The 24822-nt window shown below is 70.6% G+C and carries 22 protein-coding genes and 1 tRNA gene; 8 read left to right on the forward strand and 15 right to left on the reverse strand.

Annotated features, from left to right (window positions below; all coding sequences use genetic code 11):
* Nucleotides 1-153 precede the first annotated feature (153 nt).
* The 4 genes from ACZ5AJ_RS07680 to ACZ5AJ_RS07695 form a co-directional block, all read right to left on the reverse strand.
* Nucleotides 154-963, reverse strand: coding sequence for a MazG nucleotide pyrophosphohydrolase domain-containing protein (locus ACZ5AJ_RS07680; RefSeq protein WP_464138491.1), 810 nt, complete (start codon nucleotides 961-963; stop codon nucleotides 154-156).
* Entirely contained in the window at nucleotides 960-4532 is a 3573-nt protein-coding gene (gene mfd / locus ACZ5AJ_RS07685) for a transcription-repair coupling factor (protein WP_464138493.1), read from the reverse strand. The genes ACZ5AJ_RS07680 and mfd overlap by 4 nt, the downstream gene beginning before the upstream one ends.
* Nucleotides 4529-5143, reverse strand: coding sequence for an aminoacyl-tRNA hydrolase (gene pth, locus ACZ5AJ_RS07690; protein WP_464138494.1), 615 nt, complete (start codon nucleotides 5141-5143; stop codon nucleotides 4529-4531). Before pth ends, mfd begins: the two co-directional genes overlap by 4 nt.
* A gap of 214 nt (nucleotides 5144-5357) precedes the next feature.
* Nucleotides 5358-5966: a 50S ribosomal protein L25/general stress protein Ctc gene (locus ACZ5AJ_RS07695; RefSeq protein ID WP_464138496.1), complete on the reverse strand. Its 609-nt coding sequence runs from the start codon at nucleotides 5964-5966 to the stop codon at nucleotides 5358-5360.
* A gap of 343 nt (nucleotides 5967-6309) precedes the next feature.
* On the opposite strand from ACZ5AJ_RS07695, the gene ACZ5AJ_RS07700 reads away from it, so the two are divergent.
* Nucleotides 6310-6861, forward strand: coding sequence for a hypothetical protein (locus ACZ5AJ_RS07700; protein ID WP_464138497.1), 552 nt, complete (start codon nucleotides 6310-6312; stop codon nucleotides 6859-6861).
* Nucleotides 6862-7023: 162 nt separating this feature from the next.
* On the opposite strand, the gene ACZ5AJ_RS07705 is transcribed toward ACZ5AJ_RS07700, so the two are convergent.
* The 3 genes from ACZ5AJ_RS07705 to ACZ5AJ_RS07715 form a co-directional block, all read right to left on the reverse strand.
* Nucleotides 7024-8004 carry a ribose-phosphate diphosphokinase gene (locus tag ACZ5AJ_RS07705; protein WP_464138499.1) on the reverse strand — a complete coding sequence of 327 codons (981 nt, stop codon included), beginning with the start codon at nucleotides 8002-8004 and terminating at the stop codon, nucleotides 7024-7026.
* Complete coding sequence (gene glmU, locus ACZ5AJ_RS07710) at nucleotides 8001-9437, reverse strand: bifunctional UDP-N-acetylglucosamine diphosphorylase/glucosamine-1-phosphate N-acetyltransferase GlmU (protein ID WP_464138720.1); 1437 nt, start codon at nucleotides 9435-9437, stop codon at nucleotides 8001-8003. The genes ACZ5AJ_RS07705 and glmU overlap by 4 nt, the downstream gene beginning before the upstream one ends.
* A 115-nt stretch (nucleotides 9438-9552) precedes the next feature.
* Nucleotides 9553-9624 (reverse strand) — tRNA-Gln (locus ACZ5AJ_RS07715).
* A 168-nt stretch (nucleotides 9625-9792) separates the two neighbouring features.
* On the opposite strand from ACZ5AJ_RS07715, the gene ACZ5AJ_RS07720 reads away from it, so the two are divergent.
* From ACZ5AJ_RS07720 to ACZ5AJ_RS07730, 3 genes are all read left to right on the forward strand, one after another.
* Nucleotides 9793-10440: a TetR/AcrR family transcriptional regulator gene (locus tag ACZ5AJ_RS07720; protein WP_464138500.1), complete on the forward strand. Its 648-nt coding sequence runs from the start codon at nucleotides 9793-9795 to the stop codon at nucleotides 10438-10440.
* A 35-nt stretch (nucleotides 10441-10475) separates the two neighbouring features.
* Nucleotides 10476-11003, forward strand: coding sequence for a MarR family winged helix-turn-helix transcriptional regulator (locus ACZ5AJ_RS07725; RefSeq protein WP_464138501.1), 528 nt, complete (start codon nucleotides 10476-10478; stop codon nucleotides 11001-11003).
* Between the two features lie 62 nt (nucleotides 11004-11065).
* Nucleotides 11066-12877 (forward strand): ABC-F family ATP-binding cassette domain-containing protein, encoded by a 1812-nt coding sequence (locus ACZ5AJ_RS07730; RefSeq protein WP_464138503.1) that lies wholly within the window; start codon nucleotides 11066-11068, stop codon nucleotides 12875-12877.
* Nucleotides 12878-12886: 9 nt separating this feature from the next.
* Here ACZ5AJ_RS07730 and ACZ5AJ_RS07735 read toward each other — a convergent pair whose 3' ends face one another.
* Genes ACZ5AJ_RS07735 through ACZ5AJ_RS07745 form a run of 3 tightly spaced genes read right to left on the reverse strand, consistent with a single transcriptional unit; the run spans nucleotide 12887 to nucleotide 15719 of the window.
* Nucleotides 12887-13813: a 4-(cytidine 5'-diphospho)-2-C-methyl-D-erythritol kinase gene (locus ACZ5AJ_RS07735; RefSeq protein ID WP_464138505.1), complete on the reverse strand. Its 927-nt coding sequence runs from the start codon at nucleotides 13811-13813 to the stop codon at nucleotides 12887-12889.
* On the reverse strand, nucleotides 13810-14715 hold the full coding sequence (gene rsmA / locus ACZ5AJ_RS07740) for a 16S rRNA (adenine(1518)-N(6)/adenine(1519)-N(6))-dimethyltransferase RsmA (RefSeq protein ID WP_464138506.1): 906 nt from the start codon (nucleotides 14713-14715) through the stop codon (nucleotides 13810-13812). The genes ACZ5AJ_RS07735 and rsmA overlap by 4 nt, the downstream gene beginning before the upstream one ends.
* Nucleotides 14712-15719: a TatD family hydrolase gene (locus tag ACZ5AJ_RS07745; RefSeq protein WP_464138507.1), complete on the reverse strand. Its 1008-nt coding sequence runs from the start codon at nucleotides 15717-15719 to the stop codon at nucleotides 14712-14714. The genes rsmA and ACZ5AJ_RS07745 overlap by 4 nt, the downstream gene beginning before the upstream one ends.
* Before the next feature lie 278 nt (nucleotides 15720-15997).
* Here ACZ5AJ_RS07745 and rpmF point away from each other — a divergent pair, with 278 nt between their 5' ends.
* Nucleotides 15998-16168: a 50S ribosomal protein L32 gene (gene rpmF / locus ACZ5AJ_RS07750; protein ID WP_464138509.1), complete on the forward strand. Its 171-nt coding sequence runs from the start codon at nucleotides 15998-16000 to the stop codon at nucleotides 16166-16168.
* A gap of 154 nt (nucleotides 16169-16322) precedes the next feature.
* On the opposite strand, the gene rsmI is transcribed toward rpmF, so the two are convergent.
* Nucleotides 16323-17168 (reverse strand): 16S rRNA (cytidine(1402)-2'-O)-methyltransferase, encoded by an 846-nt coding sequence (rsmI, locus tag ACZ5AJ_RS07755; protein ID WP_464138510.1) that lies wholly within the window; start codon nucleotides 17166-17168, stop codon nucleotides 16323-16325.
* A gap of 130 nt (nucleotides 17169-17298) precedes the next feature.
* Between rsmI and ACZ5AJ_RS07760 the strand changes: the two genes are divergently transcribed.
* Together ACZ5AJ_RS07760 and malQ are read left to right on the forward strand one after the other, a co-directional pair.
* On the forward strand, nucleotides 17299-19068 hold the full coding sequence (locus tag ACZ5AJ_RS07760) for a dolichyl-phosphate-mannose--protein mannosyltransferase (RefSeq protein ID WP_464138512.1): 1770 nt from the start codon (nucleotides 17299-17301) through the stop codon (nucleotides 19066-19068).
* A 71-nt stretch (nucleotides 19069-19139) separates the two neighbouring features.
* Nucleotides 19140-21275 carry a 4-alpha-glucanotransferase gene (gene malQ, locus ACZ5AJ_RS07765; protein WP_464138513.1) on the forward strand — a complete coding sequence of 712 codons (2136 nt, stop codon included), beginning with the start codon at nucleotides 19140-19142 and terminating at the stop codon, nucleotides 21273-21275.
* 18 nt (nucleotides 21276-21293) lie between these two features.
* Here malQ and ACZ5AJ_RS07770 read toward each other — a convergent pair whose 3' ends face one another.
* From ACZ5AJ_RS07770 to ACZ5AJ_RS07780, 3 genes are all read right to left on the reverse strand, one after another.
* Nucleotides 21294-21770, reverse strand: a complete 477-nt coding sequence (locus tag ACZ5AJ_RS07770; RefSeq protein WP_464138515.1) for an S-ribosylhomocysteine lyase — start codon at nucleotides 21768-21770, stop codon at nucleotides 21294-21296.
* A gap of 77 nt (nucleotides 21771-21847) precedes the next feature.
* The gene (locus ACZ5AJ_RS07775) at nucleotides 21848-22393 is read right to left on the reverse strand and encodes a LysR substrate-binding domain-containing protein (RefSeq protein ID WP_464138516.1); all 546 of its coding nucleotides are present in this window, start codon (nucleotides 22391-22393) and stop codon (nucleotides 21848-21850) included.
* Nucleotides 22390-23229, reverse strand: a complete 840-nt coding sequence (locus tag ACZ5AJ_RS07780) for an alpha/beta fold hydrolase (protein ID WP_464138517.1) — start codon at nucleotides 23227-23229, stop codon at nucleotides 22390-22392. The genes ACZ5AJ_RS07775 and ACZ5AJ_RS07780 overlap by 4 nt, the downstream gene beginning before the upstream one ends.
* A 188-nt stretch (nucleotides 23230-23417) precedes the next feature.
* Between ACZ5AJ_RS07780 and ACZ5AJ_RS07785 the strand changes: the two genes are divergently transcribed.
* The gene (locus ACZ5AJ_RS07785) at nucleotides 23418-23756 is read left to right on the forward strand and encodes a hypothetical protein (RefSeq protein WP_464138519.1); all 339 of its coding nucleotides are present in this window, start codon (nucleotides 23418-23420) and stop codon (nucleotides 23754-23756) included.
* A 93-nt stretch (nucleotides 23757-23849) separates the two neighbouring features.
* Here the strand turns inward: ACZ5AJ_RS07785 and ACZ5AJ_RS07790 are convergent, their stop codons facing one another.
* Nucleotides 23850-24620, reverse strand: a complete 771-nt coding sequence (locus tag ACZ5AJ_RS07790) for a SurA N-terminal domain-containing protein (protein WP_464138520.1) — start codon at nucleotides 24618-24620, stop codon at nucleotides 23850-23852.
* Nucleotides 24621-24822 lie beyond the last annotated feature (202 nt).

The raw sequence follows: 24822 nt of genomic DNA on the forward strand, positions 1-24822 counted from the left end.
TCCAGAGGATGAGGTTCGGGCATGGCCGGTCGGCGCTGACCCACCTCCGACAGTCTAGGCGGTGGCGCAGGGCGACGAGTCCGGCATCGGGTCCCGGACGGCGCAGTTTCCCTCGCGAGCGTATCGGGAACGGTCCTCCAGCGCCCTCTCCGCTCACCCCTCGCGGGAGATGCGTGCCAGGAGGGTGCGCAGGGTCGTCTCGGGGTCGACGTCGCGGGCCTCTGCGGCGATCACCAGGTCCAGGAGGGCCCGTCCGAGGTCCGCATCGCCCGGATCGGGGGCTCCTCCGACGGCGTCGGCCCTCTCCCGGAGCTCCGCCAGCCGCCCCTCCGACCGTGCGCGATGGACGATCTTCGCCGCGGTCTGCAGGGCGGGCAGCCGCTCAGGAATCCCGTCGGCCCAGGTTCCGGGGCTCTCGCCCTTCGCCTCCTTCTCGGCGGCCTTGACCGCATGCCACTGGGCGACGATCTGCTCGACGTCCCCGCGATCTTCGAGCGCCGTCGAGCGCTCGGGCCCGAAGACGTGAGGGTTGCGCCGCTCCATCTTCGCGACGAAGGAGCGCGCGACGTCGTCGATGTCCCACGCCGGGTCCTCGTCCTGACCGATGCGAGCATGGAACAGGATCTGGAAGAGGAGGTCCCCGAGCTCGTCGACGAGGGCCGACGGCCGGTGGGAGCCGGGGGCGTCGATCACCTCGAGCACCTCGTGGGTCTCCTCGAGGAGATAGCGGGCGAGCGAGGAGTGCGTCTGCTGATGGGTCCAGGCGTCGCCGTCGGGAGAGCGCAGCGCCTCCATCACCTCGACCGCGCGCAGCAGAGCCTCTCCGCGGGGCGCCGCCCCGCGCATCGGGTCATCGGAGGTCCGCCCTCGGGGAGCCGGCCCGCCGGGCGTCCGCTCCGCCGCAGCGCGGCCCCCTCCGGGGAGGCCCGACGTCGCGTCCGCAGGATTCTCGGAAGATGTCACGTGGACGAGGCTACCGAGGATGGGACCAGGGTGGTCATCACCTTCCGCGCCCAGTCCAGCAGCTCATGGTCCCTCAGCTCCGTGCCTCCGAGGCGGGAGGTCATGGGCCGGGGCACCAGCACCTGACGCACTGCCGGTTTGATCAGGGTGCCCGGATGCAGGCGCTTCATGCGCATGGCCACCGAGTCGGGCGGCTCGACGTGCGCGAAGCGGATCATCCTGCCCTGCGCCTGGACTTCGTCGATCCCCGCGGCGCGGGCGTCGATGCGGAAGCGGGCGACATCCAGGAGCATCTCCACCGGGGCCGGCGGGGCGCCGTACCGGTCCGTGAGCTCGGCGCGGATCTGCTCGATCTCGGAGACCTCCCGCACCGCGGAGAGCTTCGAGTAGGCCTCCAGGCGCAGCCGCTCCGAGGAGATGTAGTCGTGCGGTACATGGGCGTCCAGCGGCAGCTCGACCCGGATGTCCTTCTCCGGCGCGGCGGACTCTCCGCGGAACGCTGCCACCGCCTCCCCGACCATCCGCACGTACAGGTCGAAGCCGACCCCGGCGATGTGGCCGGACTGCTCGCCGCCCAGCAGGTTGCCGGCACCGCGGATCTCGAGGTCCTTCATCGCCACCTGCATGCCGGCGCCGAGATCGGTGTTCGTGGCGAGGGTGGTGAGCCGGTCATGGGCCGTCTCCGTGAGCGGCTTCGAGCCGTCGTAGAGGAAGTACGCATAGGCGCGCTCGCTCGAGCGGCCCACGCGTCCCCTCAGCTGGTGCAGCTGGGAGAGGCCGAAGCGGTCGGCGTTCTCGACGATCAGCGTGTTGGCGTTGGCGATGTCCAGCCCGGTCTCGACGATCGTGGTGCACACCAGGACGTCGAACTCCCGCTCCCAGAAGTCCACGATCACCCGTTCGAGCTGGTTCTCGTTCATCTTGCCGTGGGCGACCTGCACACGGGCGTCCGGCACGAGCTCCCTCAGATGCGCGGCGACCCGGTCGATGTCCTCGACCCGGTTGTGGATGTAGAAGACCTGGCCCTCGCGGAGCAGTTCGCGACGGATCGCGGCGGTGACCTGCTTGTCGTCCTCGGCACCGACATAGGTCAGCACCGGGTGGCGCTCCTCCGGAGGAGTCGCGAGGATCGACATCTCGCGGATCCCGGTGACAGCCATCTCGAGGGTGCGCGGGATCGGCGTGGCGGACATGGCCAGCACGTCGACGTTCGTGCGCAGGGCCTTGAGGGTCTCCTTGTGCTCGACCCCGAAGCGCTGCTCCTCGTCGATGATCAGCAGGCCCAGATCCTTGAAGCGGACCTGACCGGTGAGAAGACGATGGGTGCCGATGACCACGTCGACGCTGCCGTCGAGCAGCCCCTTGACGGTCTCCTCGGAGTCCGCGGCGCTCTGGAAGCGCGAGAGCCCTCGAACGGTCACGGGGAATCCCGTGTAGCGCTCGGTGAAGGTGTCCAGGTGCTGCTGCGCCAGGAGGGTGGTGGGAGCCAGGACGGCGACCTGCTTGCCGTCCTGGACGGCCTTGAAGGCCGCGCGGACGGCGATCTCGGTCTTGCCGTAGCCGACGTCGCCGAGGATCAGGCGATCCATCGGCACCGGCTTCTCCATGTCCGCCTTGACGTCGTCGAGGGTGGCGAGCTGGTCGGGCGTCTCGACGAACTCGAAGGCGTCCTCGAGCTCCCGCTGCCACGGCGTGTCCGGGGCGAAGGCATGGCCGGGTGCGGACTGCCGTGCGGAGTACAGGCGCACCAGCTCGTCGGCGATCTCCCGGATCGCCTTGCGCGCCCTCGACTTCGTCTTCGCCCAGTCGGCTCCGCCCATGCGGTTGACGCTCGGCTCTTCGCCGCCGACGTACTTGGTGACCTGGTCGAGCTGGTCGCTGGGGACGTAGAGCCGGTCGCCCGGCTGTCCCTTCTTCGACGGCGCATACTCGATGACGAGGTACTCGCGGGTGGTGCGCTTGGCTCCCGCACCGACAGTGCGGCTGGTCATCTCGACGAACCGTCCGACGCCGTGGTGGGCGTGGACGACGTGGTCGCCGGGGCGCAGCTGGAGCGGATCGACGACGTTGCGGCGGCGCGAGGGAATGCGCCTCTCCTCACCGCGACGGGCCCCGGACTTCCCGGTCAGGTCCCGTTCGGCGGCGAGGATCAGTCGGAGGTCCTCGTCGACCAGCCCGTCGGCGAAGGGCCCGACGGTGACGACGGCCTCGCCGGCCGTCACCCGATCCTCGAGGGGCGCTGCGAATACCGCGGGCAGGCCCTCGGCGCGGAGGTTCTCGGCGGCGTGCCGTGCTCCGCCGGGACCGGTCATGGTCGCGACCACCGTCCATCCGTCCCGGCGGCGGCGCTCGAGATCCTGCGCCGCGTCGCCGGGCTTCCCGGAGTATCCGGGGTGGGTGGTCGAGGAGGTGGTGAGGTCGACGTCGGCGTCGAGTCCGAAGGCTGCCAGGGTGAACCAGGCGCGTCCTCCGTCGCGAGCGTGCGCCTTCGCCTCGGACAGCGGCACGAAGCTCGCCGCTCCCACGTCGATCGGCAGCCCTCCTCCGGCGGCGGCGCTCGACCACGCGGCGGCCAGGAACTCATCGGTCGTGGCCACGAGCTCCTCGGCGCGGGCACGGCACTTCTCGGGGTCCAGGATCAGGAAGCGGGCTCCTGCGGGAAGCACGTCGGCGACCTGCTCCATGCGCTCGACGAGCACAGGGCTGAGGGACTCCATGCCGTCCACGGCGATGCCGGCGGCGATCCTCCCGAGCATCTCCGACACGCCCGGCAGGTCCTCGGCCATCGCGGCCGCGCGCTCGCGCACCGCGGGCGTCAGCAGGATCTCTCGGCAGGGAGGTGCCTCGAGACCATGGGGAACGGCCTCCAGGGAGCGCTGGTCGGCGACGGAGAAGTACCGCACGTCGTCGATCTCGTCGCCGAAGAGGTCCACGCGCACCGGATGAGGCTCCGTCGGGGGGAAGACGTCGAGGATCCCGCCGCGGACGGCGAACTCCCCGCGCTTCTCGACCATGTCGACCCGTGCATAGGCGGCGTCGACCAGATCGCGCTCGATCTGCTCGAGGGGGTACTCGTCGCCGACGGCGGCGCGCACCGGACGCAGGTCCCCCAGGCCGGACGCGATCGGCTGGAGGAGGGAGCGCACGGGCATCAGCAGGGTGCGCACACCTCGCTCGCTCTCCGGGTGGGCGATGCGGCGCAGCGTCGACAGCCTGCGTGCGACGGTGTCGGCGCGCGGGGAGAGGCGCTCGTGCGGGAGGGTCTCCCATGCAGGCAGCTCGGCGAGGTGCTCACCGCCCACCATGGCCGTGATCGCCGCACGCGCGTCCTCGGCGGCGCGCGTGGTGGGCGTGACGATGACCAGCGGCTCCTCGACGCTCGCGCGCCGGGCGAGATCCGCCAGCAGGAAGGGGACCAGACCCGTGGCGGAGACGATGTCCCCGCCCTCGCCGGTGGCCGTCCCCTCGGCGACGAGAGCCCGCACGGCGGTGAGGTCCCGCCCGTCGGCGATCTGATCGAGCAGGGGGGCGAGCGGCGGACGCTGGGGCTGCGGGACTGCGGTGCTCATCGGACCTCACGGGAGTGGAAGCGCTGCTGCGCGGCGGTCAGGCCCTGCAGGACGAGGTCCTCGACCGCATCCGACGCGTCGGAGATCAGCAGCTCGAGGGTCTTCCGCTCGGATGCGGTGAAGGGGGCGAGCACGTGGTCGGCGGTGTCCCGCCCGCCCTCGGGCCGACCGACTCCGACCCGCACCCGCAGGTAGTCCCTGGTACCGAGGGCGCGCGTGATGTCCCGGAGGCCGTTGTGGCCGCCCTCACCGCCGCCCCGCTTGAGCTTGATGGTGTCGAACGGGATGTCGACCTCGTCGTGGACGACGACGATCCTCTCCGGCGGCACATCGTAGTACGAGGACAGCGCCTTGACCGGTCCCCCGGACGTGTTCATGTAGGTGGTCGGGGTCGCGAGGACCACCCGCTCGCCGACGCCCGGGGCACCCAGGTGCCCCTCCAGCACGAGCGCCTGGGCCCGACGCGCGGTCGAGAGCCTCCCGCCTGAGGTCGCGACGATGTGGTCGATGACCATGCGGCCGACGTTGTGCCGAGTGCCGGCGTACTTCGCACCGGGATTGCCCAGGCCCACCACCAGGTGGGTCCCCGGACTGCGGTCTGACGGGTTCACAGGAGCCTCCTCGGCGCGGCACGGGCGGGATCGGGCCGGTGCCGCTCCCCCTCGAGCGACGCGCACGGCCCCGGCAAACCTACCGGGGCGCCGCGCAGCGCGCGACGCCCCGGAGGCGGTGGTGTGACGAACGAGCATCCCGTGACGATGCGGACGGTGCGGACGATGCGTCGACGCGGACGCCGGATCCGGGAGGCTCGGACAGGACAGAGGCTCAGGCCTCCTCGGAGGCCTCCTCGGAGGACTCCTCCGAGCTCTCCTCGTCGGACTCCTCGTCCTCGTCCTGGGCGCGCGGGGTCGTGATCGCGATGACGAGCGACTCGGCGTCGGTGACCAGCTCGGCCCCCTCGGGCAGCGTGATGTCGCCGGCGTGGAACTGCTGACCGTCCTCGGCGCCCTCGACGGAGACCTCGACCTGCTCGGGCACGCTGACGGCGTCCACGGAGACGGTGAGTGTCTGGAGGTCGACCACGGCGATCGACGGGGAGACGGGCTCGCCGGTGACGATCACGGGGATGTCGACCTCGACCTTCTCGCCGCGACGGACGATCAGCAGGTCCAGGTGGTTCAGGGTGCGCTTGAGCGGGTGGCGCTGGATCTCCTTGATCAGCGCCAGGTGCGAGGTGCCGTCAGCGAGCTGGAGATCGAGCAGGGCGTTGGAGTTGCGGGCCGCCAGGGCGGTCTCGTGGCCGGGCAGGACCAGGTGGATCGGATCGGTGCCGTGGCCGTACAGGACGGCCGGGACCTTGTCGGTGGCGCGGATGCGACGCGCCGCGCCCTTGCCGAACTCCTCGCGCAGCTCGACGTTCAGCTTCTCAGCCATGGGTTCTCCTCGAAGACGGATGCGGGGGCGAGGACCGCCGCGGCATCCGGAGGCGCACAGGGCCTCGGGAACCGCACCGCGTCGATCACGGAGCGGGCTCGCAGCCCTCTCCCTCGCCGAAGTGACCTCGCGAGATTAGCATGCGCGTCCGGGACCCAGAAGCGGACGTGACGACCGTCGCCCGTCGCCCGGGCGCTCGGCGCCGCACGGATTCCGCATTCCTCAGGATCCTCAGATGGATGACTTTGGTCCTTTGGGTGCGCGCGCGGAGATATCTAGCGTTGATGCCATCAGAAAGACACCGCGATCCGTCCCCGGTCGCTCTCCCGAAAGGTCAGCCGTCATGGCCACCGCAACCCCCGCCCCCGTCTCCTCCGTCGACGTCACCGCAGGTTCTCCCGTCCGCAGCTGGGGCTTCAAGGCCCTCGGAGTCGTCCGCATCCTCGTCGGCTTCTACTTCCTGTGGGCCTTCTTCGACAAGCTGTTCGGCCTCGGATTCTCCACCCCCTCGGAGAACGCCTGGATCAGGGGCGGCTCTCCGACCGCTGGATTCCTCGGCGGTTCGATCGAAGGAGGGAATCCGTTCGCCGGATTCTGGGATTTCTGGCTCTCCCTGAATCCCTTCACGAACATCCTGTTCATGGCGGGCCTGCTCGGCATCGGCATCGCGATGCTGCTGGGCATCGGGATGCGGATCGGTGCAGCCTCCGGATTCGCCCTCTACATGCTCATGTACCTGGCAGCGTTCCCGATGACCACCAACCCGATCCTCGACGACCACGTGATCATGGCCGTTCTGCTGATCGCGCTGGCCGGCCTCGCCGCGGGCGACCACCTGGGGCTGGGCAAGCAGTGGCGCAAGCTCGTCGGTGAGAAGGCTCCGTTCCTGATCTGAGACCCCGAACCTACCCGGTTCCTCCCCCGGCATCGGATACGCCAGGAGCCCGCAGCCTCGAGGCCGCGGGCTCCTGGCGTGTCGGCCTCCGTCCCCGAGAGACGGAGGGTCCCCGAGAGGCGGAGGCCGACGACGTCGCGACCTCCTGTCGACGCCTCCGGCTCAGACCTCGCCGTCGAACAAGCTGGTGACCGAGCCGTCGTCGAAGACGGCGCGGATCGCGCGGGCGATGAGGGGCGCGATGGACAGCTGCGTGAGCTCCTCGAAGCGCTTGTCCTCCGGGATCGGCAGAGTGTTGGTGCAGATCACCTCGCGCACACCCGAGGCGCGCAGGCGCTCAGCAGCCGGATCCGAGAGGATCGGGTGGGTGGTCGCCACGACGACGGAGGCCGCACCGTTGGTGCGCAGCGCATCGATCGCCTGCACGATCGTCCCTGCCGTATCGATCATGTCGTCGACCAGGACGCACGTCTTGCCGACCACGTCGCCGATCACACGCTTGGCGACAGCCTGGTTCGGCCGGCTCTTGTCCCGCGACTTGTGGATGAAGGCGAGGTCCGCTCCGCCCAGCTTCTTGGCCCACTGCTCGGCCACGCGGATCCGGCCGGCGTCGGGCGAGACGACGGCGATGTCCTCCTCGCCGTACTTCTCGGCGACATAGGCAGCGAGGATCGGCAGCGCCATCAGATGGTCGACCGGCTTCGCGAAGTACCCCTGCACCTGCGGCGCATGCAGGTCCACGGAGATCATCCGGTCCACACCGGCGGTCTCGTACAGGTCGGCCACGAGCCGTGCCGAGATCGGCTCGCGACCACGGTGCTTCTTGTCCTGCCGGGCGTACGGGAAGCTCGGGGCGATCGCGGTGATCCGCTTCGCCGACGCGCGCTTGAGCGCGTCGATCATGATCAGGTGCTCCATCAGCCAGGTGTTGATCGGAGCGGGATGGGACTGGAGGACGAACACGTCGGTGCCGCGCACCGACTCGCCGTAGCGCACGTAGATCTCGCCGTTGGCGAAGTCCCATGCGTCCATCGGGAGGACATCGACGCCGAGCTCCTCCGCGACCTCCTGGGCGAGCACCGGATGGGCCCGACCCGAGGCCAGGACCAGCCGCTTCTCCCCCGTGGTGACGATTCCGCTCATCGCTGCTGATTCTCCTTGCTGTCCTCGGCGTCGTCCGCCCCGGTGCTGCCTGCGTCGTCGGCGTTGCCGAGAGCGGCGCGCGCGGCCTCATCGGCCGCGGTCCCCGCGCGGCGGCGCAGGGTCCATCCTTCCACGTTCCGCTGACCGACAGCGTTGACCGCGAGCGAGCCGGCCGGGACATCCTTGCGCACGACGGTCCCGGCTCCGGTCGCAGCACCGTCCCCGATCGTGACGGGAGCCACCAGCACGCTGTCCGAGCCCACGCGCACATGCTTGCCCACCGAGGTGCGATGCTTGTTCACCCCGTCGTAGTTCGCGAAGATGGTCGCGGCGCCGATGTTGGTCCCCTCGCCGATCTCCGCGTCGCCGACATAGCTGAGATGCGGAACCTTCGCGCCCGTCCCGATCTGCGCGTTCTTGGTCTCGACGAAGCCGCCGATCTTCCCCTTCGCCCCGAGGTCGGTTCCCGCTCGGAGGTAGGAGAAGGGTCCGACGGTCGCCTGCTCGCCGATCACCGCGAGCACCGCATGCGAGCGCACGACCTCCGCCCCTGCGCCGACCTCGGTGTCCCGCAGCGTGGTGTCCGGACCGATGATCGCCTCCGCCCCGACGTCCGTGGCGCCGTGCAGCTGCACGCCCGGCAGCAGCACCGCGTCCTGGCCGATGACGACATCGGCGTCGACCCAGGTGGTCGCCGGATCCACGACGGTGACCCCAGCGCGCATGTGCCGCTCGAGGATGCGGCGGTTCATCTCGGCGCCCAGCTGCGCCAGCTGCACACGGTCGTTGACGCCTTCGACCATCATCACGTCATCGGTGACGACCGCCCGCACGGAGCGGCCGTCGGAGCGCGCGACCGCGAGGACGTCCGTGAGGTACATCTCGCCCTGCGCGTTGTCGGTGCCGATGCGCCCCAGCGCATCGCGCAGCACGGCGAGATCGAAGGCGTAGATCCCCGAGTTGATCTCGTCGATGGCGAGCTGCTCGTCGGTGGCGTCCTTGTGCTCGACGATGCCGAGCACCTCCGAGCCGTCCTCGCTGCGCAGGATGCGGCCGTATCCGGTCGGGTCCGGCACCCGTGCGGAGAGGACGGTCACCGCGGCGCCGGTGCTCTCGTGCTGAGCGACCAGCTCACGCAGGGTGACGGGATCCAGGAGCGGGACGTCGCCGTAGGTCACCAGGACGGTCCCCTCGGCCGCCCCCACCTTCTCGAGACCGCACTGGACGGCGCGTCCCGTGCCGGGGATCTCGTCCTGGTCGGCGACGGAGACCTCGGGAGCGTGATCGGCCAGATGGGCCGCGACGCGCTCGCGCTCATGGCGCAGGACCACCACGAGCTCGGCGGGCCCGGTGCCCTCCGCAGCGGTGACGGCGTGGATCAGGAGGGATCTGCCCCCGATCTCGTGCAGGACCTTCGGGGTGCGGGACTTCATGCGCGTCCCTGCGCCGGCGGCCAGTACGACGACAGCGGCGGGTGCGGGCGATTCCACGTCGGCAGCTCCTCGGTTTCGACGGGTGGTGTGCTGCGGCTCCGCGGTCACGGAGTCGTTCCGCCATCAGGACTCGAACCTGAAACTTCAGAACCAAAATCTGAGGTGTTGCCGATTACACCATGGCGGACCGCGTCCCGTGGGCGGTCCGGCGGTGGGCGCGGTCCGATGCCTGGACCGCCCCGGAACCGGCTCCGGAGGACCCGGGGATGCCCGGGACGCGGGCCGATCCTATCGTCGTGCGCACGCACCCACTCGCACCCGCGGTCCCCGACGTCCCCTGTGCGAGACTTCGCTCATGGCGAAGGACGGGACCCCGCGCGCACGATCGACCCGGATGAGCGGCCGGGAGCGGCGCGAGCAGCTGGTGGCGATCGGGCGGCACCTGTTCGCCGAGAAGGGGTACGACGCCACGAGCGTCGAGGAGATCGCCGCGCGCGCGAAGGTCTCCAAGCCGATCGTCTACGAGCACTTCGGCGGCAAGGAGGGGCTGTACGCCGTCGTCGTCGACCGCGAGGTCAGCACGCTCCTGGCGTCCCTGGAGCACTCGCTCCGTCAGCAGCGCGCCCATCCGCGGGTGCTCATGGAGCGCGCGGCCATGGCCTTCCTGTCCTACATCGACGAGAACGAGGACGGCTTCCGGATCCTGGTGCGGGACTCCCCCGTCAGCCAGAGCGGAGGCACCTTCTCCTCGCTGCTGACCGACGTCGCCCGAAGGGTCGAGGAGATCCTGGCCGCTCAGCTCAAGCTGCGCTCATACCCCACCCGCGACGCACCGATGTATGCGCAGATGCTGGTCGGGATGGTCGCCTACACGGGGCAGTGGTGGCTGGAGACGCGGCGGCCCTCCAAGGAGGTCGTCGCCGCCGGCATGGTCAACCTCTCGTGGTTCGGACTCTCCGCGATCGAGAAGAAGCCGGAGCTGCGGGGCATCGACCCCGGGTGACCATCCCCTCGATCGCGCCCCCTAGAATCTGACGCATGTCCCCTGCTGCCGACGATCTCCGCCCGCTCGACGAGGTGGACCGCATCATCGACGGCTGGGCGCGCGCCCGTCCCGACCTGGATACGGCACCCCTGGCCGTGCTCTCGCGGATCTCCCGCCTCTCGCGCTATCTCGAGACCGCGCGCCGCGAAGCCTTCTCCGGCGCAGGCCTGGAGGGCTGGGAGTTCGACATGCTGTCCGCCCTGCGCCGCAGCGGCGATGCCCTCTCCCCCGGCGCTCTGATGCAGCAGACCCTCGTGACGAGCGGCACGATGACCACCCGCATCGACAAGCTCGTCGCCCGCGGCCTGGTCAGCAAGTCCCGCAGCCCGCATGACGGCCGCGCCGTCGAGGTGCGGCTGCGACGCGAGGGCATCGCTCGCGTCGACGATGCGATGGAGAGTCTGCTGGAGGCTGAGCGCGAGCTGCTGAGCGGGCTGCCGGAGCATGATGCCGGGGAGCTGGCCGGCATCCTGAGGAGCCTCCTGCTCACCTTCGAGGCCGACGTCCCAGGGCGCGACTGAGCCTCCTGGTCTCCCCAGACCTCGCTTCGTCCAGACGACTCCCCTTCGGAGGATCCACCCGTATGGCCCATCTGCTCGGCACCCAGTCCCTCCACGTCGCGCTGCCCGACCGCGTGCTGCTGGACGATGTCACGCTCGGCATCGACGAGGGCGACCGCATCGGCGTGGTCGGCCGCAACGGCGACGGCAAGTCCACGCTCCTGCGGCTCCTCTCCCGTCTCCAGGAGCCCGACTCGGGACGTGTCACCGTCCGCGGGGACGTGCGCGTCGGCGTCCTCTCCCAGCAGGACACGGCCACGCCCGGCGCGAGCGTCCGGGATCGGGTGGTCGGGGACCGGCCGGAGCACGAGTGGGCATCCGATGCACGCATCCGCGATGTCCTCGCCGGGCTTCTCGACGGCATCGACCTCGACGAGAAGCTGACCGCCCTCTCCGGCGGCCAGCTCCGCCGGGTCCATCTCGCCGAGCTGCTCGTCGGCGACTGGGACGTGCTCCTCCTGGACGAGCCCACGAACCATCTCGACGTCGAAGGCATCGCCTGGCTCGCCGAGCATCTCTCCCGCCGTTGGAGCGCCAAGGACGGCGGTCTCGTGGTCATCACCCACGACCGCTGGTTCCTCGACGCCGTGTGTACCCGCATGTGGGAGGTGCATGACGGGCTGGTCGAGCCCTTCGAGGGCGGCTACGCCGCCTATGTCCTGCAGCGGGTCGAGCGCCATCGCCAGGCGGCGGCCGTCGAGGCGAAGCGCCAGAACCTCATGCGCAAAGAGCTGGCGTGGCTGCGTCGCGGCGCTCCGGCCCGCACCTCCAAGCCCAAGTTCCGCATCGACGCCGCCAACGAGCTGATCGCCGGCGAGCCTCCCGTGCGCGACACCGTCGCACTCACACAGCTGGCGACCTCCCGGCTCGGGCGCGACGTCATCGACATCCTCGATGCCGACGCCGGCTACGGGGACCGTACGGTGCTCACCGACGTCACCCTGCACATCGGCCCCGCCGACCGCATCGGCGTGCTGGGCCCCAACGGTGCCGGGAAGTCCACCCTCCTGGGCCTGGTCATGGGAACCGTGCCGCCGACCTCGGGACGGGTCAAACGCGGGAAGACCGTCACGGTCCGCCAGGTGTCCCAGCGCCTCGACGGTCTGGCCGAGCACATGGAGGAGCGCATCAGCGACATCGTCGGCCGCTATCGCACCTCCTTCCGGGCCGGCAGGGACGAGGTCTCCCCCGGTCAACTGCTCGAACGGCTCGGCTTCACCGCAGCGCACCAGAAGGTCCAGGTCAAGGCGCTCTCCGGTGGGCAGCAGCGTCGTCTGGACCTGCTGCTGACGCTCCTGGAGGAGCCCAACGTCCTGGTGCTCGACGAGCCCACCAACGACATGGACACCGACATGCTGGCCGCCATGGAGGACCTGCTGGACACCTGGCCGGGCCCGCTCGTCGTCGTCTCCCATGATCGCTACCTTCTCGAGCGGGTCACCGACATGCAGTACGCCGTCCTCGACGGGCGCGTCCGCCACGTCCCCGGCGGTGTCGACGAGTACCTGCGGCTGCGCGCCGAGGGCTCGGCGGCCGATGGTCGTGCCGGCGGCACGACGACCGCGGGATCGGGATCGGGTGCCGATGCTCCGACGGGATCAGCGTCGGTGCCGACGGGCGCGCAGAAGCGGGCCGCGCAGAAGGAGGCGTCCGCGCTCGAGCGCAAGGTGGAACGCACGCAGAGGAGCATCGACGAGGCGAAGGCGGCCCTCGCCGACCATGATCCCGCCGACTACGCCGGGCTGGCCGAGGAGATGAAGCGGATCTCGGCGATGGAGACGGAGCTCGCGGAGCTCGAGGGCCGCTGGTACGAAGCCATGGAGCTCGCCGAGTGAGTCGGCAGGTCAGACGATCTCGAGGACAGTCGCTCCCGGGGCGGAGCCTCTGACCAGATGGCACTGCTCGACCCTGCCCAGGTCCAGCAGGTCCTCGGTGAGGGTCCGGCCCTTGGCCTCGTCGCCGACCAGCACGGCGATGGTCGGACCTGAGCCGGAGACCATCGCTCCCCAGACACCTGCGCCGAGGGAGGTCTCGAGCGCGGGCTCGAGCCCCGGATGCAGCGCGCAGGCCGCGGCCTGCAGGTCATTGCGGAGCGTCCGTCCCAGCAGCTCCAGATCGCCGCTCGCGAGCGCCTCGATCTGTCGCGGGTCGATCGACGGGGTGCGCGGGAGCTCGCGTCCCCGGGCTGCGGCGAGCTCGTCGTGCCGACGGTAGACCTCAGGCGTGGACAGATGCCCTCCGGGGACCCCCAGCAGCCAGTACCAGTCGCCGTCGGTGAGGATGCGGGTGAGATCGGTCCCATTCCCCCGCCCCAGCGCCGTGCGACCGAGCATCGCGAAGGGGACGTCTGCGCCGAGTCGCGCCCCGAGCTGACGCAGCTCCTCCGGCGGGATCTCCAGCGACCACAGATGGTTCAGCGCCACCAGGGTCGCCGCGGCATCGGCGGATCCCCCGCCCATCCCCCCGGCGACGGGGACCTGCTTGTGGATGTGCAGGGCGGCACCGCGATCGATCCCCGCATGCTCCTGCAGCAGCCGCGCGGCGCGCAGGGCGAGATTGGTCCCGTCGGTCGGGATGTCCCCCGGCACGTCGGAGTCGACGACGAGGCTGAGCTCGTCGGAAGCCAGAGCTGTGACGGTCTCGAACAGGTGCACCGCGTGGAAGACCGTCGCGAGTTCGTGGTAGCCGCGCTCATCCACAGCGCCGACTGCCAGCGAGAGGTTGATCTTGCCCGGGGCGCGGACGACGACGCGCATCGGGGGGCGGCTCATCGAGCCTCCCCGCCCGCAGCCGCGGCCGCGCGCCCGATCGCCCGGAACTCCTCGATGCCCAGGCGCTCTCCGCGCACGGCGGGGTCGATGCCCGCGGCACGCAGGATCTCCTCGGAGCGCGAGGCGGACCCCGCCCAGGTCGACAGCGCGGCGCGCAGGGTCTTGCGCCGCTGCGCGAAGGCCGCGTCGATGATGGTGAAGACTCGCTCCCGCTCGAGGTCATCCCCCAGCGGCTGCTCCCACCGGACGAGGCGGACCAGAGCCGAGTCCACATTGGGCACCGGCCAGAAGATCTGCCGGGAGATCCGTCCCGCATGCTCGACGGTCCCGTACCAGGCGGTCTTCGCGCTCGGCGCCCCATAGGTGCGAGAGCCCGGACCCGCGGCGAGTCGGTCGACGACCTCGGACTGCACCATCACCAGCGCCGTCGCGATCGCGGGGAAGCGCTCCAGGGCCGTCAGCAGGATGGGTGTGGCGACGTTGTAGGGGAGGTTCGCGACCAGCGCCGTCGGCGTCCCGGCGTGCGGGAGCACGGGCGGCTCGGTGACCTGCAGAGCATCGGCATGCACCAGGCGGAATCGATCCTCCTCGACACCGCGGGCGCGCAGTGTCAGCGGGAGCAGGCCAGCCAGCCCGCGATCCAGCTCGATCGCCGCGACATCCGCGCCCGCCTCCAGCAGCCCCAGGGTCAGCGACCCCAGTCCTGGTCCGACCTCGAGCACGGCCTGCCCCGGCACGACTCCGGCGCGCTCGACGATCAGCCGCACGGTGTTGGGGTCCATCACGAAGTTCTGTCCGCGCTGCTTGGAGGGACGGATCCCTGCGGCGTCGGCCAGCTCGCGGATGTCCCGGGCGGTCAGCAGCATCCCGGACGAGGCCGCGTCCGCCGCGTCGGCGCTCATGCGGCCTCGCCGATCCGTCCGTAGACCTCCTCGGTGGTCGCGCGCACGATGCGGCACGCCTCCTCCAGCTCCGTCCCGGTGGTCTCCGCGATGGTGGCCATCGTCAGAGGGATCAGATAGGAGGAGTTGGGGCGGCCCCGGTAGGGCACAGGGGTCAGGAACGGCGCGTCGGTCTCGACCATCACGCGGCCGAGACCGACGTCGGCGAGGGCCTCGCGCAGAGGCTGCGAGTTCTTGAAGGTGACGGTGCCGGCGAAGGACAGGTAGAAGCCGCGCTCGACGCAGGCCCTCGCGAACTCGGCATCGCCCGAGAAGCAGTGCAGCACCGTGCGCTCGGGGGCACCGTCGGCATCGAGCACCTCGAGCACGTCCCGATGGGCGTCGCGGTCGTGGATCTGCATCGGCAGTCCGAGCTCCTTGGCCAGCGCGATGTGCGCTCGGAAGGAGCCGATCTGCGCGGCGCGCGCGCCCTCATCCTTCCGGGAGGTGCGGAACCAGTCCAGTCCGGTCTCCCCGACGACCACCATGCCGGGAGTGCGCATCACGTCGGCGACCTCGGCGATCGCTGCGTCCAGAGGGATCATCGGCTCGCCGTCATGGCCGCTGCCGCGGGCGTGGAGCGGCGCCTCGTTGGGATGGACCGCGACGCCGCCGCGCAGCTGAGGCGGGCACTGGGGGGAGGACAGCAGCGCACCGGTCCAGCGCACCGCCTCCCTGTCCGAACCGATCGTGATCATCGCATCGATGCCGGAGGCCTTCGCCAGGCGCACGTGATCGGACACGTCCAGCTGCTCCTCCCCGTCGGAGAAGTCGAGGTGGCAGTGGTTGTCGATCACCGGGAAGGGCAGAGCCTCAGGGGCCGGCGGCCATGAGCGATCGCGCTTCCTCCCGCGCGGATCGATGTCCTCTCGAGCACGCACGGGCGCCGGAGCGGCCGCCGCAGCGGGCGCACCGGAGTCCTGCGCGCCGGAGGCGGCGCGGCTGTCTGGCAGGGGAGTCGGCATGCGCCCATCGTAGGAGGATCTCGGCACCGGCTCCCGCCCTCGACCGCAGCGGGGGCGCAGATCACCCCGGGGCGCCGGCCGTGCCCTCCGGCGGACCCCACGGTGTCACAGGTCACCTGGTCCGATGCGACATGGACGCCGTTCCTGTGGCACCATGGGATGTCGTCGCGCGCACCTCCGTGCCCCGAGCGCCCCGCCTCTTCCGAGGAGGGTCCGGGTCGCAGCTCGGTGGTCGGCGCCGATGCAAGTTCATCTCCGGACCGTCAAGGAGCGTTCCCATGGCAGTGCCCAAGTTCAAGATGTCCCGGGCTCGCACCCGGTCCCGCCGTGCGCAGTGGAAGGCGAACAACGCCGACCTGGTCCAGGTGACCGTGCGCGGCCGCAGCGCCGCTGTCCCGCGCCGCCTGGCCAAGGCCTACCAGCGCGGTCTCCTGCAGATCGACGACTGAGGTCGTCCACCGGTTCTGCACCCGGTATCGCAGCACGAGAGCCCCGACCATCCCGGTCGGGGCTCTCGTGCATCCGGAGCAGTGCATCCGGAGCGCCTTCTCGCTGCGTCCGCTTCCGCTCCTGAGCCCACGAGGCCGGGCCAGGTCCGACAGGTCAGCCCCGTCGAGCCGAGAGCACGAGGTCGTACAGCTCCCGGGAGCTGACGCCCTCCGCGGCGGCGGCCACGGCCTTGGCGGCGTCCTTGAGCCTCTCCCCCGCCTCCGCGCGGGCGATGACATCGGGGACGAGGTCCTCCGCGCTCACGCTGCGGCGCTCGGCTCCGGCGATGACGATCACCACCTCGCCCAGCACCTCGTTCTCGGCGGCATGGACTGCCAGCTGACCGAGCGTTCCGCGCAGCACCTGCTCATAGGTCTTGGTCAGCTCCCGGCAGAGCGCGGCCCGACGATCCTCGCCGAACGCCGCCGCCATCGCCGTGAGCGTCTGGGCGGTGCGCCTCGGGGATTCGAAGAACACCAGGGTGCGCGTCTCGTCGGCGAGCCGCTCGAAAGCCGTCGACCGCTGTCCGTCGCGGCGCGGCGGGAAGCCCTCGAAGGTGAACCTGTCAGGGGCGATGCCGGAGGCAGCGAGTGCGGTCAGGACGGCAGACGGTCCCGGGATGACCGTGACCGTGAATCCTGCGTCGGACGCCGCGCGCACCGCGCGGAACCCGGGGTCGGAGACGACGGGCATGCCGGCATCGGTCACGATCAGGACGCGCAGGCCCTCCTCGAGGGCGTCGAGCAGCCGACCCGTGCGCTCGGTCTCGTTGTGCTCGTGGTACGACATGACCGTCCCCGTCACCTCGACCTCGAGGGCGGCCGCCAGCCGGGCCAGGCGCCGGGTGTCCTCGGCCGCGATGAGATCCGCCTCCGACAGGGCGCGCATCAGGCGCACGGAGGCGTCCAGCGGGTTGCCGATGGGTGTGGCGGCGAGGGTGAGGACACCGGGTTCGAGCATGTCCACCATGCTAGGTGCCCACGGCCGCATCCCGACGTCGGCACTCCGGCGGATGCTCCGCCGTGCGCCGCGGCGCGGGCGAGCTGTTCCGCCGTCAGGCCGTGAGCAGCCGATGTCCTAGCATGACCGGGTGCAGACGACGGCCCCGGACTCCCCTCAGCCTGCCGATCCCGAGCGCGACCCGGAACCGGCGCCCGCAGCGGAGGACCGGTCCCCCTCCCCAGAGGGCAGTCCGACCGCAGCGGAGGACGGTCCGTCGACCGCTGGGGTCTCCGTTGCCGAGGGCGAGCACTCAGTCCCCGCGGAGCACGCAGATCCGGAGGAGCACGCGGCACCGGAGGAGTCGGATGCCGTCCTGTCCTCCCTCCGTCGTCGGCTGAAGGTGTTCGACCTCCCCCTCTCGCGGGCCTCATGGGCCCTCGCGCTCGGCCTGTTCGGGCTCGCGCTGGTGCTGCGGCTGTGGGGGCTCGGGACGATCGACGAGCTGATCTTCGATGAGACCTACTACGTCAAGGACGCCTACACCATCTCCCAGAACGGCGTGGAGATGGACTGGCCCGACGAGCCTGACGCGGCCTTCGAGGCCGGGGACGTCGACAGCTATGAGGACGAGGGCTCCTACGTCGTCCATCCGCCGCTGGGCAAGTGGGTCATCTCGCTCGGGATGACGGCGCTCGGTGCGGACAGCCCATGGGGCTGGCGGATGTCGGTCGCGGTGCTGGGGTCGCTCAGCGTCCTGATGATCACGCGGATCGGGCGCCGGCTGTTCCGCTCGACCACGGCCGGGGCGATCGCCGGGCTGCTGCTCGCGATCGACGGCATGCATCTGGTGCATTCGCGCACGAGCCTGCTGGATCTGATCCTGATGCTCTTCGCCCTGGCAGCCTTCGGCGCGCTGCTGATCGATCGCGATCGGTTCCGGCAGCGCCTCGCCATCGAGACCGCCCGGCTGCATGTCGCCGGTGAAGCAGGCGACCCGATGGGAGCGGCCGGCGGATGGCGCCCCTGGCGGATCGCCGCCGGCGTCCTGCTGGGCATGGCGTGCTCGGTGAAGTGGTCCGGCCTGTACTTCCTGGCCGTCTTCGGCATCATGACCGTGCTCTGGGACTGGTGGGCACGACGCGCCGCCGGAGAGCGCCGTTGGCGGCTCGCAGGCCTTGTGCGCGACGCGATCCCCGCGTTCTTCGCGATGGTCGGATCGGCCTTCGTCACCTACCTGATCTCCTGGAGCGGATGGTTCGCCTCCTCCAAAGGCTATTACCGCGACTGGGCGGCGTCCCAGGACGGCGGCGGGACCGGCATCGGCCCGCTGGACGCCCTCTGGTCGCTGTGGCACTACCACCAGCAGGCCTACTCCTTCCACATCGGCCTCGACACCCCGCACCCGTACCAGGCGAACCCGCTGGGCTGGCTGCTCATGATCCGGCCGACGAACTTCTACTACCGCTCCTACGAGTACGGAGAGCACGGGTGCGAGGTCGCCAAGTGCGCCTCCCACATCCTCTCCGTCGGCAATCCGCTGATCTGGTGGCTGGGCACCCTGGCCGTGCTGGCCGTGCTCGTCATCGCGATCGTGCGTCGCGACGGACGCTGCTGGGCTGCGCTCGCAGGCATCGCCGCCGGCTATCTGCCCTGGCTGATGTACATGGACCGCACCGTCTTCACGTTCTACGCGGTGGTGTTCGAGCCCTGGCTGGTGCTGTGCCTCGCGTACGTGCTCGCGCTGATCATCGGACCGCGCGGGGCGGACCACGAGCGGCGCCTGGCCGGCGGGCTGTTCGCAGGATCGCTCCTGGTCCTCATCGTGCTGGTGTCGGCGTTCTTCTGGCCGATCTGGACCGGTCAGGTGATCGACTTCGAGCAGTGGCGCTGGAGGATGTGGCTCCCCACCTGGACCTGATCCGGCAAGGACCTGCAGGACGCGGGACGCTCCTCCCTGGACAGGGTGCCCCATCTCACTACGATGTCGCTATGGCACTGACCTCCTCCCTGTTGCGCGAGTTCTCCTCAGAGCTCGGCATAGGCACCGAGTTCTGGGGGTGGGACGGGAATCGTCAGCAGGTCGAGGACAGCACGCTCCAGCGCGTGCTCGAGTCCCTGGGCTTCCCCGTCTCCTCCGACGACGACATCCGTCGCCTGCGCGCGGAGCGCGAGCGCGAGCCGTGGGAGCGCACGCTGCCCCCGGTGACTGTCCTGCGAGAGGACCGCGGCAGCTCCATCGCCGTGCATGTGGACCATGGGACCGAGGTGTCGGTCCACCTCGTCCTCGAGGACGGCGGCACCGTGGGGCTGCAGCAGGTCGACGACTTCACTCCGCCCTTCGACCTCGACGGTCGGCCGCGCGGCCGCGCTCGCTTCGCCCTGCCGCCGGGTCTTCCGCTGGGCTGGCATCGAGCGGTGGCCAGCACCTCCCGAGGTGATGAGTCGGCCGACGTCGTGGTGACCCCTGCACGCCTGACGACAGCCGATCGTCTCGGCTCGCGCCGTGCCTTCGGCCTGCAGGCCCAGCTGTACTCGGTGCGCTCCGAGCGCTCCTGGGGCATCGGGGACCTCGCCGACCTGCGCGACATCGCCGCGATCACTGCCGCAGACCACGGAGCGGACTTCCTCCTGGTCAACCCGCTGCACGCGTCCTATCCGACACCGCCGATGGAGCCCTCGCCCTATCTCCCCGTGACACGGCGCTTCACCAGCCCCCTCTATCTGCGCATCGAGGACGTCCCCGAGCACCGCGACCTCCCTGACTTCGCCCGTCAGCGGATCGCGCTGCTGCGGGAGGGGGTGTCCGGATGGAACGACCGGACCGACCGCCTCGAGCGCGACGACGTGCTGGCTGCCAAGCTGCAGGCGCTCGAGGAGCTCTTCGCCGTGCCGCGCACCGCCGGACGGCAGGCGCTGCTGGACGCCTACCGGCGCAGGGAGGGTCAGGGACTGGAGGACTTCGCGGTGTGGTCGGCGATCGCCGAGCGCGTCCGCGGGCAGGACGACGATCTGCTGCGGCATCTGGATGAGCGCACCGTCGAGCAGGCTCGGACGGAGCTCGCCGACCGCGTGGAGTTCCATGCCTGGGTGCAGTGGCTCCTGGACGAGCAGCTGGGTCGGGCCCAGGCGGCAGCCCTCGAGGCCGGCATGCGGATCGGGGTCATGCACGACCTCGCCGTCGGCGTCGAGCAGGTCGGTGCGGACTCCTGGCGCCTGAGGGACGTGCTCGCCGTCGGCGTCGGCGTCGGCGCCCCGGCGGACCAGTACAACCAGCAGGGGCAGAACTGGCACCAGCCGCCCTGGCATCCCGAGCGGCTCCGCCAGGCGTCCTACCGACCCTGGCGCGACATGCTGCGCTCCCTGATGCGCCATGCCGGTGCACTGCGGATCGACCATGTGCTGGGCCTGTTCCGCCTGTGGTGGATCCCCGAAGGGCAGCAGGCATCCGACGGCGCGTACGTCTTCTACGACCATGAGGCGATGGTCGGGATCCTCGCGCTGGAGGCCGAGCGCTCGGGCACCATCGTGATCGGCGAGGATCTCGGCACCTTCGAGCCCTGGGTGCGGGATCATCTCGCCGACCGCGGCATCCTCGGAACCTCGATCCTGTGGTTCGAGCAGGACGCCTCCGGCGGCCCGCTCGCGCCGGAGCACTATCGTCGGCTGTGCCTGGCGTCGGTGAACACGCATGATCTTCCTCCGACCGCGGGCTATCTCGCGGGCGACCACGTGCAGCTGCGCCATGAGCTCGGTCTTCTCGAGCGTCCGCTGGAGGAGGAGCTCGCCGCCGACGTCGCCGCGCGGCAGAGGGTGCTGGAGGCTCTGCGGGACGAGGGGCTGCTGGAGGAGGGCGCATCCGTCGAGGACACCGTGATCGCCCTGCACAGGCATCTGGCGCGGACGCCGTCCCTGCTGATGGGCGTCTCGCTCGTCGACTGCGTCGGCGAACGGCGGATCCAGAACCAGCCGGGCACCGACGACGAGTACCCGAACTGGAGGATCCCGCTGGCGGATGCCGACGGCGCATCGGTGTCCGTCGACGATCTGGCCACCGATGCGCGCACCGAGCGCCTGCTGCGGGCTGTACGGGAGGGGATCGGCGGAGCGGGGATCGGCGGGGCCTGAGCCCAGGTGCCGTCCCGCTCAGGACACGGTGACCTGCTCCCATCCCTCGCGGGCCGCGAGGAGCTCCCGGGCGGCCTGCTGGGCGCCCTCGAGGGTGTGGTGGGCTCCCCAGCCGCACTGGATCTCGTTGGCGGCCGGGACCTCGTCGGCGGCGATCAGGTCCTTCAGCGTCGCCTCCAGCAGCGGAGCGAACGACGCGGGAGTATGGTCCCCCACCAGCAGCACGTAGAAGCCGGTGCGGCATCCCATCGGCGAGACGTCGATGACGACATCGGAATGGTCACGCATATGCTCGGCCATCATGTGCTCGAGCGAGTGCACCGTCTCGGACTCGAGGTGCGCGACGTTGGGCTGGGTGAAGCGCACGTCGAACTTCGTGAGCACGTCGCCGCCCGGCAGCACCTTGCGATCGGCGATGCGGATGTACGGGGCGGCCACGGTGCGGTGATCGAGGTTGAAGCTCTCGACGTTCATGTGCGGGGTCTGCTCGGTCATGGTTCTCTCCTCGGGATCTATGGGCAGGGACTCTGCGAGCACGGGATCTGCGGGCACGCGATCAGCGGTGAGGGGTGTCATCGGCTGGAGCGCGAGGTGCGTCCGCGCACGACGCCGACGAACTCCTGGCGGTCCTCGTCGTCGGCGGCGCTCGGCCACACCAGGGCGATGCGGCTGGGAGCACCATCCACCAGCGGACGATGGACGGCGTCCTTCCGATGATGCAGGCGCGCGAGGGACAGCGGCATCCTGGCATAGCCGACACCGGTCGCCGCGACGGCGACCCGCGATGCCGCGTCGTCGGCGTCCTGCTCGACCAGCTCGTTCTCCCCGGACAGATCGGACTCGGTGATCTCGTCGAGGACGCTCAGCACGTGATCGGAGCCGACGACCACCGCAGGGCGCTCCTCCCACAGCGCGACCACGTGCAGGCCCTCGGTGGCGATGGGGAGGCGCACGAAGCACATGTCGACCTCTCCTCCATCCAGGGCAGCGCGCTGGTGCGATACAGGGATCGGGATGAGCTCGAGCCAGGCGCGGCCGCGACCGGTCTTCCAGCGTCGCGCGAAGCGGTCCGGCTCGACTCCCGGCACGAAGCCGACGCGCAGTATGGGGCGTGTCATGGTGCCACCCTACGGGGCACGGGCACCGGTCCGATGCGGCCCAGCACGCGGAGCAGCTCCACCGTGAAGCGACCATGATCGGAGAGATTCACCAGATGGCTCCCGAAGGGGAGGACCTCCAGCCGGCCATCGGGTGCCGCGGCCGCGAGACGCTTCTCATGGACCCGCAGCTGATCGAAGCGCCCGTGCAGGAAGGTCACGGGGAACCGGATCCGATGCAGATCGGAGAGCGGGTCGAGCGACCCTGCCGCCTCCATGGCAGGGCCGACGACCTCCACGCCAGCGCGGCCTCCGCGGCGCAGAGCGCGTGCTCCGTCGACGCCCAGCAGAAGGGTCAGAAGCCGTCCCCCGGCTGCTTCGTGCCCCGTGAGCAGATCAGCGACCCGGATCGCGCAGCCGTACGCACGTGCAGCCCATGGCGTCGGCTGGATCGCCGCCCCGCACAGGGTGAGCGAGGCCAGCTGCGCAGGGTCCGCAGCGGCCGCGTTCAGCGCGAGGAGCCCGCCGAGCGAGGAGCCGACGAGGTGCACCGTCGGTCCTCCGGGGCCTGCAGCTTCGTCGATCGCAGTGCGGATCGCCGTAAGGGCGGAGTCCAGCGTGAACGGCTCCCGGCTGCGGATGCCGTGCCCGGGAAGATCCGGGGCGAGCACTCGGTATCCGGCCGCCCGCAGCGAGGGGATCTGCAGGTCCCACTGCGAATGCGAGGCGCGAGTACCGTGCACGAGGACCACGGACGCGGGCCCTGTGCCGGCAGAGGCCGACAGCGAAGGGCGGCCGCGGGATCCGACGGCTCGGCCGGGTTCGCGCGGAGTCGCAGCATCAGCTTCGCAGAGCACCTGACCATTCTCCTCCGCGCCGCGAGATCGGGGACAGGACCCCAGCGCACCCCCGCGCGAGGCGAAGCCCACGCCGCTCTGTCCGATCGGCGAGAGCACCGCCCCGATCGACGGGACGAATCGACGGGACGAGGGGACCGATCATCGAGACGACCGGACCGTTCGCCCGGACTGGCTAGATTGGGCAGATGCCGAGCTATCGCATGCACCTCCCCATCGGAGACCTGCAGGAGGGTGCGACCCCCGCCGATGTGATGGAGCAGGCCTCGCTCGCGCTGGGCTCGCTGCACCAGGTGGAGACGAAGGACGTCGAGGCCCCGGTGGTCGCCGGTCGCCGCGTGGGCCGCATCGTGCTGCGCTTCCTCGTCGATCCGCTCGACGGTGCGAGCGAGGACGATTCGGCCCGTCAGGCCCTGCACATGGTCATCGACCACCTCGAGCGCGGCACCGCCCTCGTCTCCCCCTCATCCGCCGTGCTGCTGACCCGCGGCCGGGGCGGCCGGTTCCGTCCCATCCCCTGGCGCTGATCCGACATCCCGGGAGGTCTGGCCGCAGGGCATCAGGGCCCCGAACCCGAACCCGAACCCGAACCCGAACCATGCTCGGCGGCGCTGACCGGTTCAGAGGTTGACCGTGACCTCGCCCTTCTCAGCGAGCTCCTCGGCGAGCGCCGAGGCCGCCTGGTCCTCCTGCTCCGAGATCATCTGCTGGGCGAGCTGATCACGGACGTCCTCGAAGTCGGGCACCTGAGAGGTGTCACCGCCCTGCGCGGTGAGCTGCTCCACCTGCGCGTCGTACTCCTCCTGGATCTCCTCATCGCTGGGCTCGGAGATGTCGCCCTCCTGGTCGACGTAGGCGGTCAGCTCGTACTGGGTGGCGGCGTCCTCGCGGACCTGCTCCTCGGTGCTCCCCTGGTCGACGAGCGCCTGGACGACCTCGTCCCCCGAGCCCATGCCGTTCTGCGCGGCGATCTCGTCGAGGGTGTCATCGACATCCTGATCGCTCGCCTCGATCCCGGCATCCTCCGCGCCCTGCTGCAGCAGCAGGTTGTCGACCAGCATGTCGGCGACCTGCCCGCGCAGCTCGCTCTCGTCGACCTCCTGCCCGGTGGTCTGTGATGCGGTCATGGCCTGCTGGTACTGCGACTGGTAGACCTCGACGAACTGCTCCTTGGTGATCTCCTCGCCGTTGACCTCCGCCACCGGGTCGGGGACGTCGGAGACGTCGGCCTCGGGGACGGCCGATCCGTCGGCCGAGGACGACTGACCGGCATCGCTCGCAGCCGATCCGCCGGCGTCGCTACCGGCGGACGCGTCGCCTCCCCCGCTGCATCCGGCGAGCGCCAGGACGGCGGTGAGGGAGAGCGCCGCAAGGGCGTGCTTGATCTGCATGGGGTGGTCCTCCTGTCGCGGACGTCTGCGGACGGCCCGGGCGACGGTACACGTCCTACCAGGGCATCGCGTCCCGGATGCGGACAGGGAGCACTGAGGCCGCATCCAGGAACAGTGGCGTTCCGGAACTCTGTCGCGCCGCCGCGCCATCGTGACCATCCGGGACCTTGGTCCTTAGGATGCCGATCGACGACAGCCTCGG

It is taken from the genome of Brachybacterium zhongshanense (assembly GCF_055385755.1).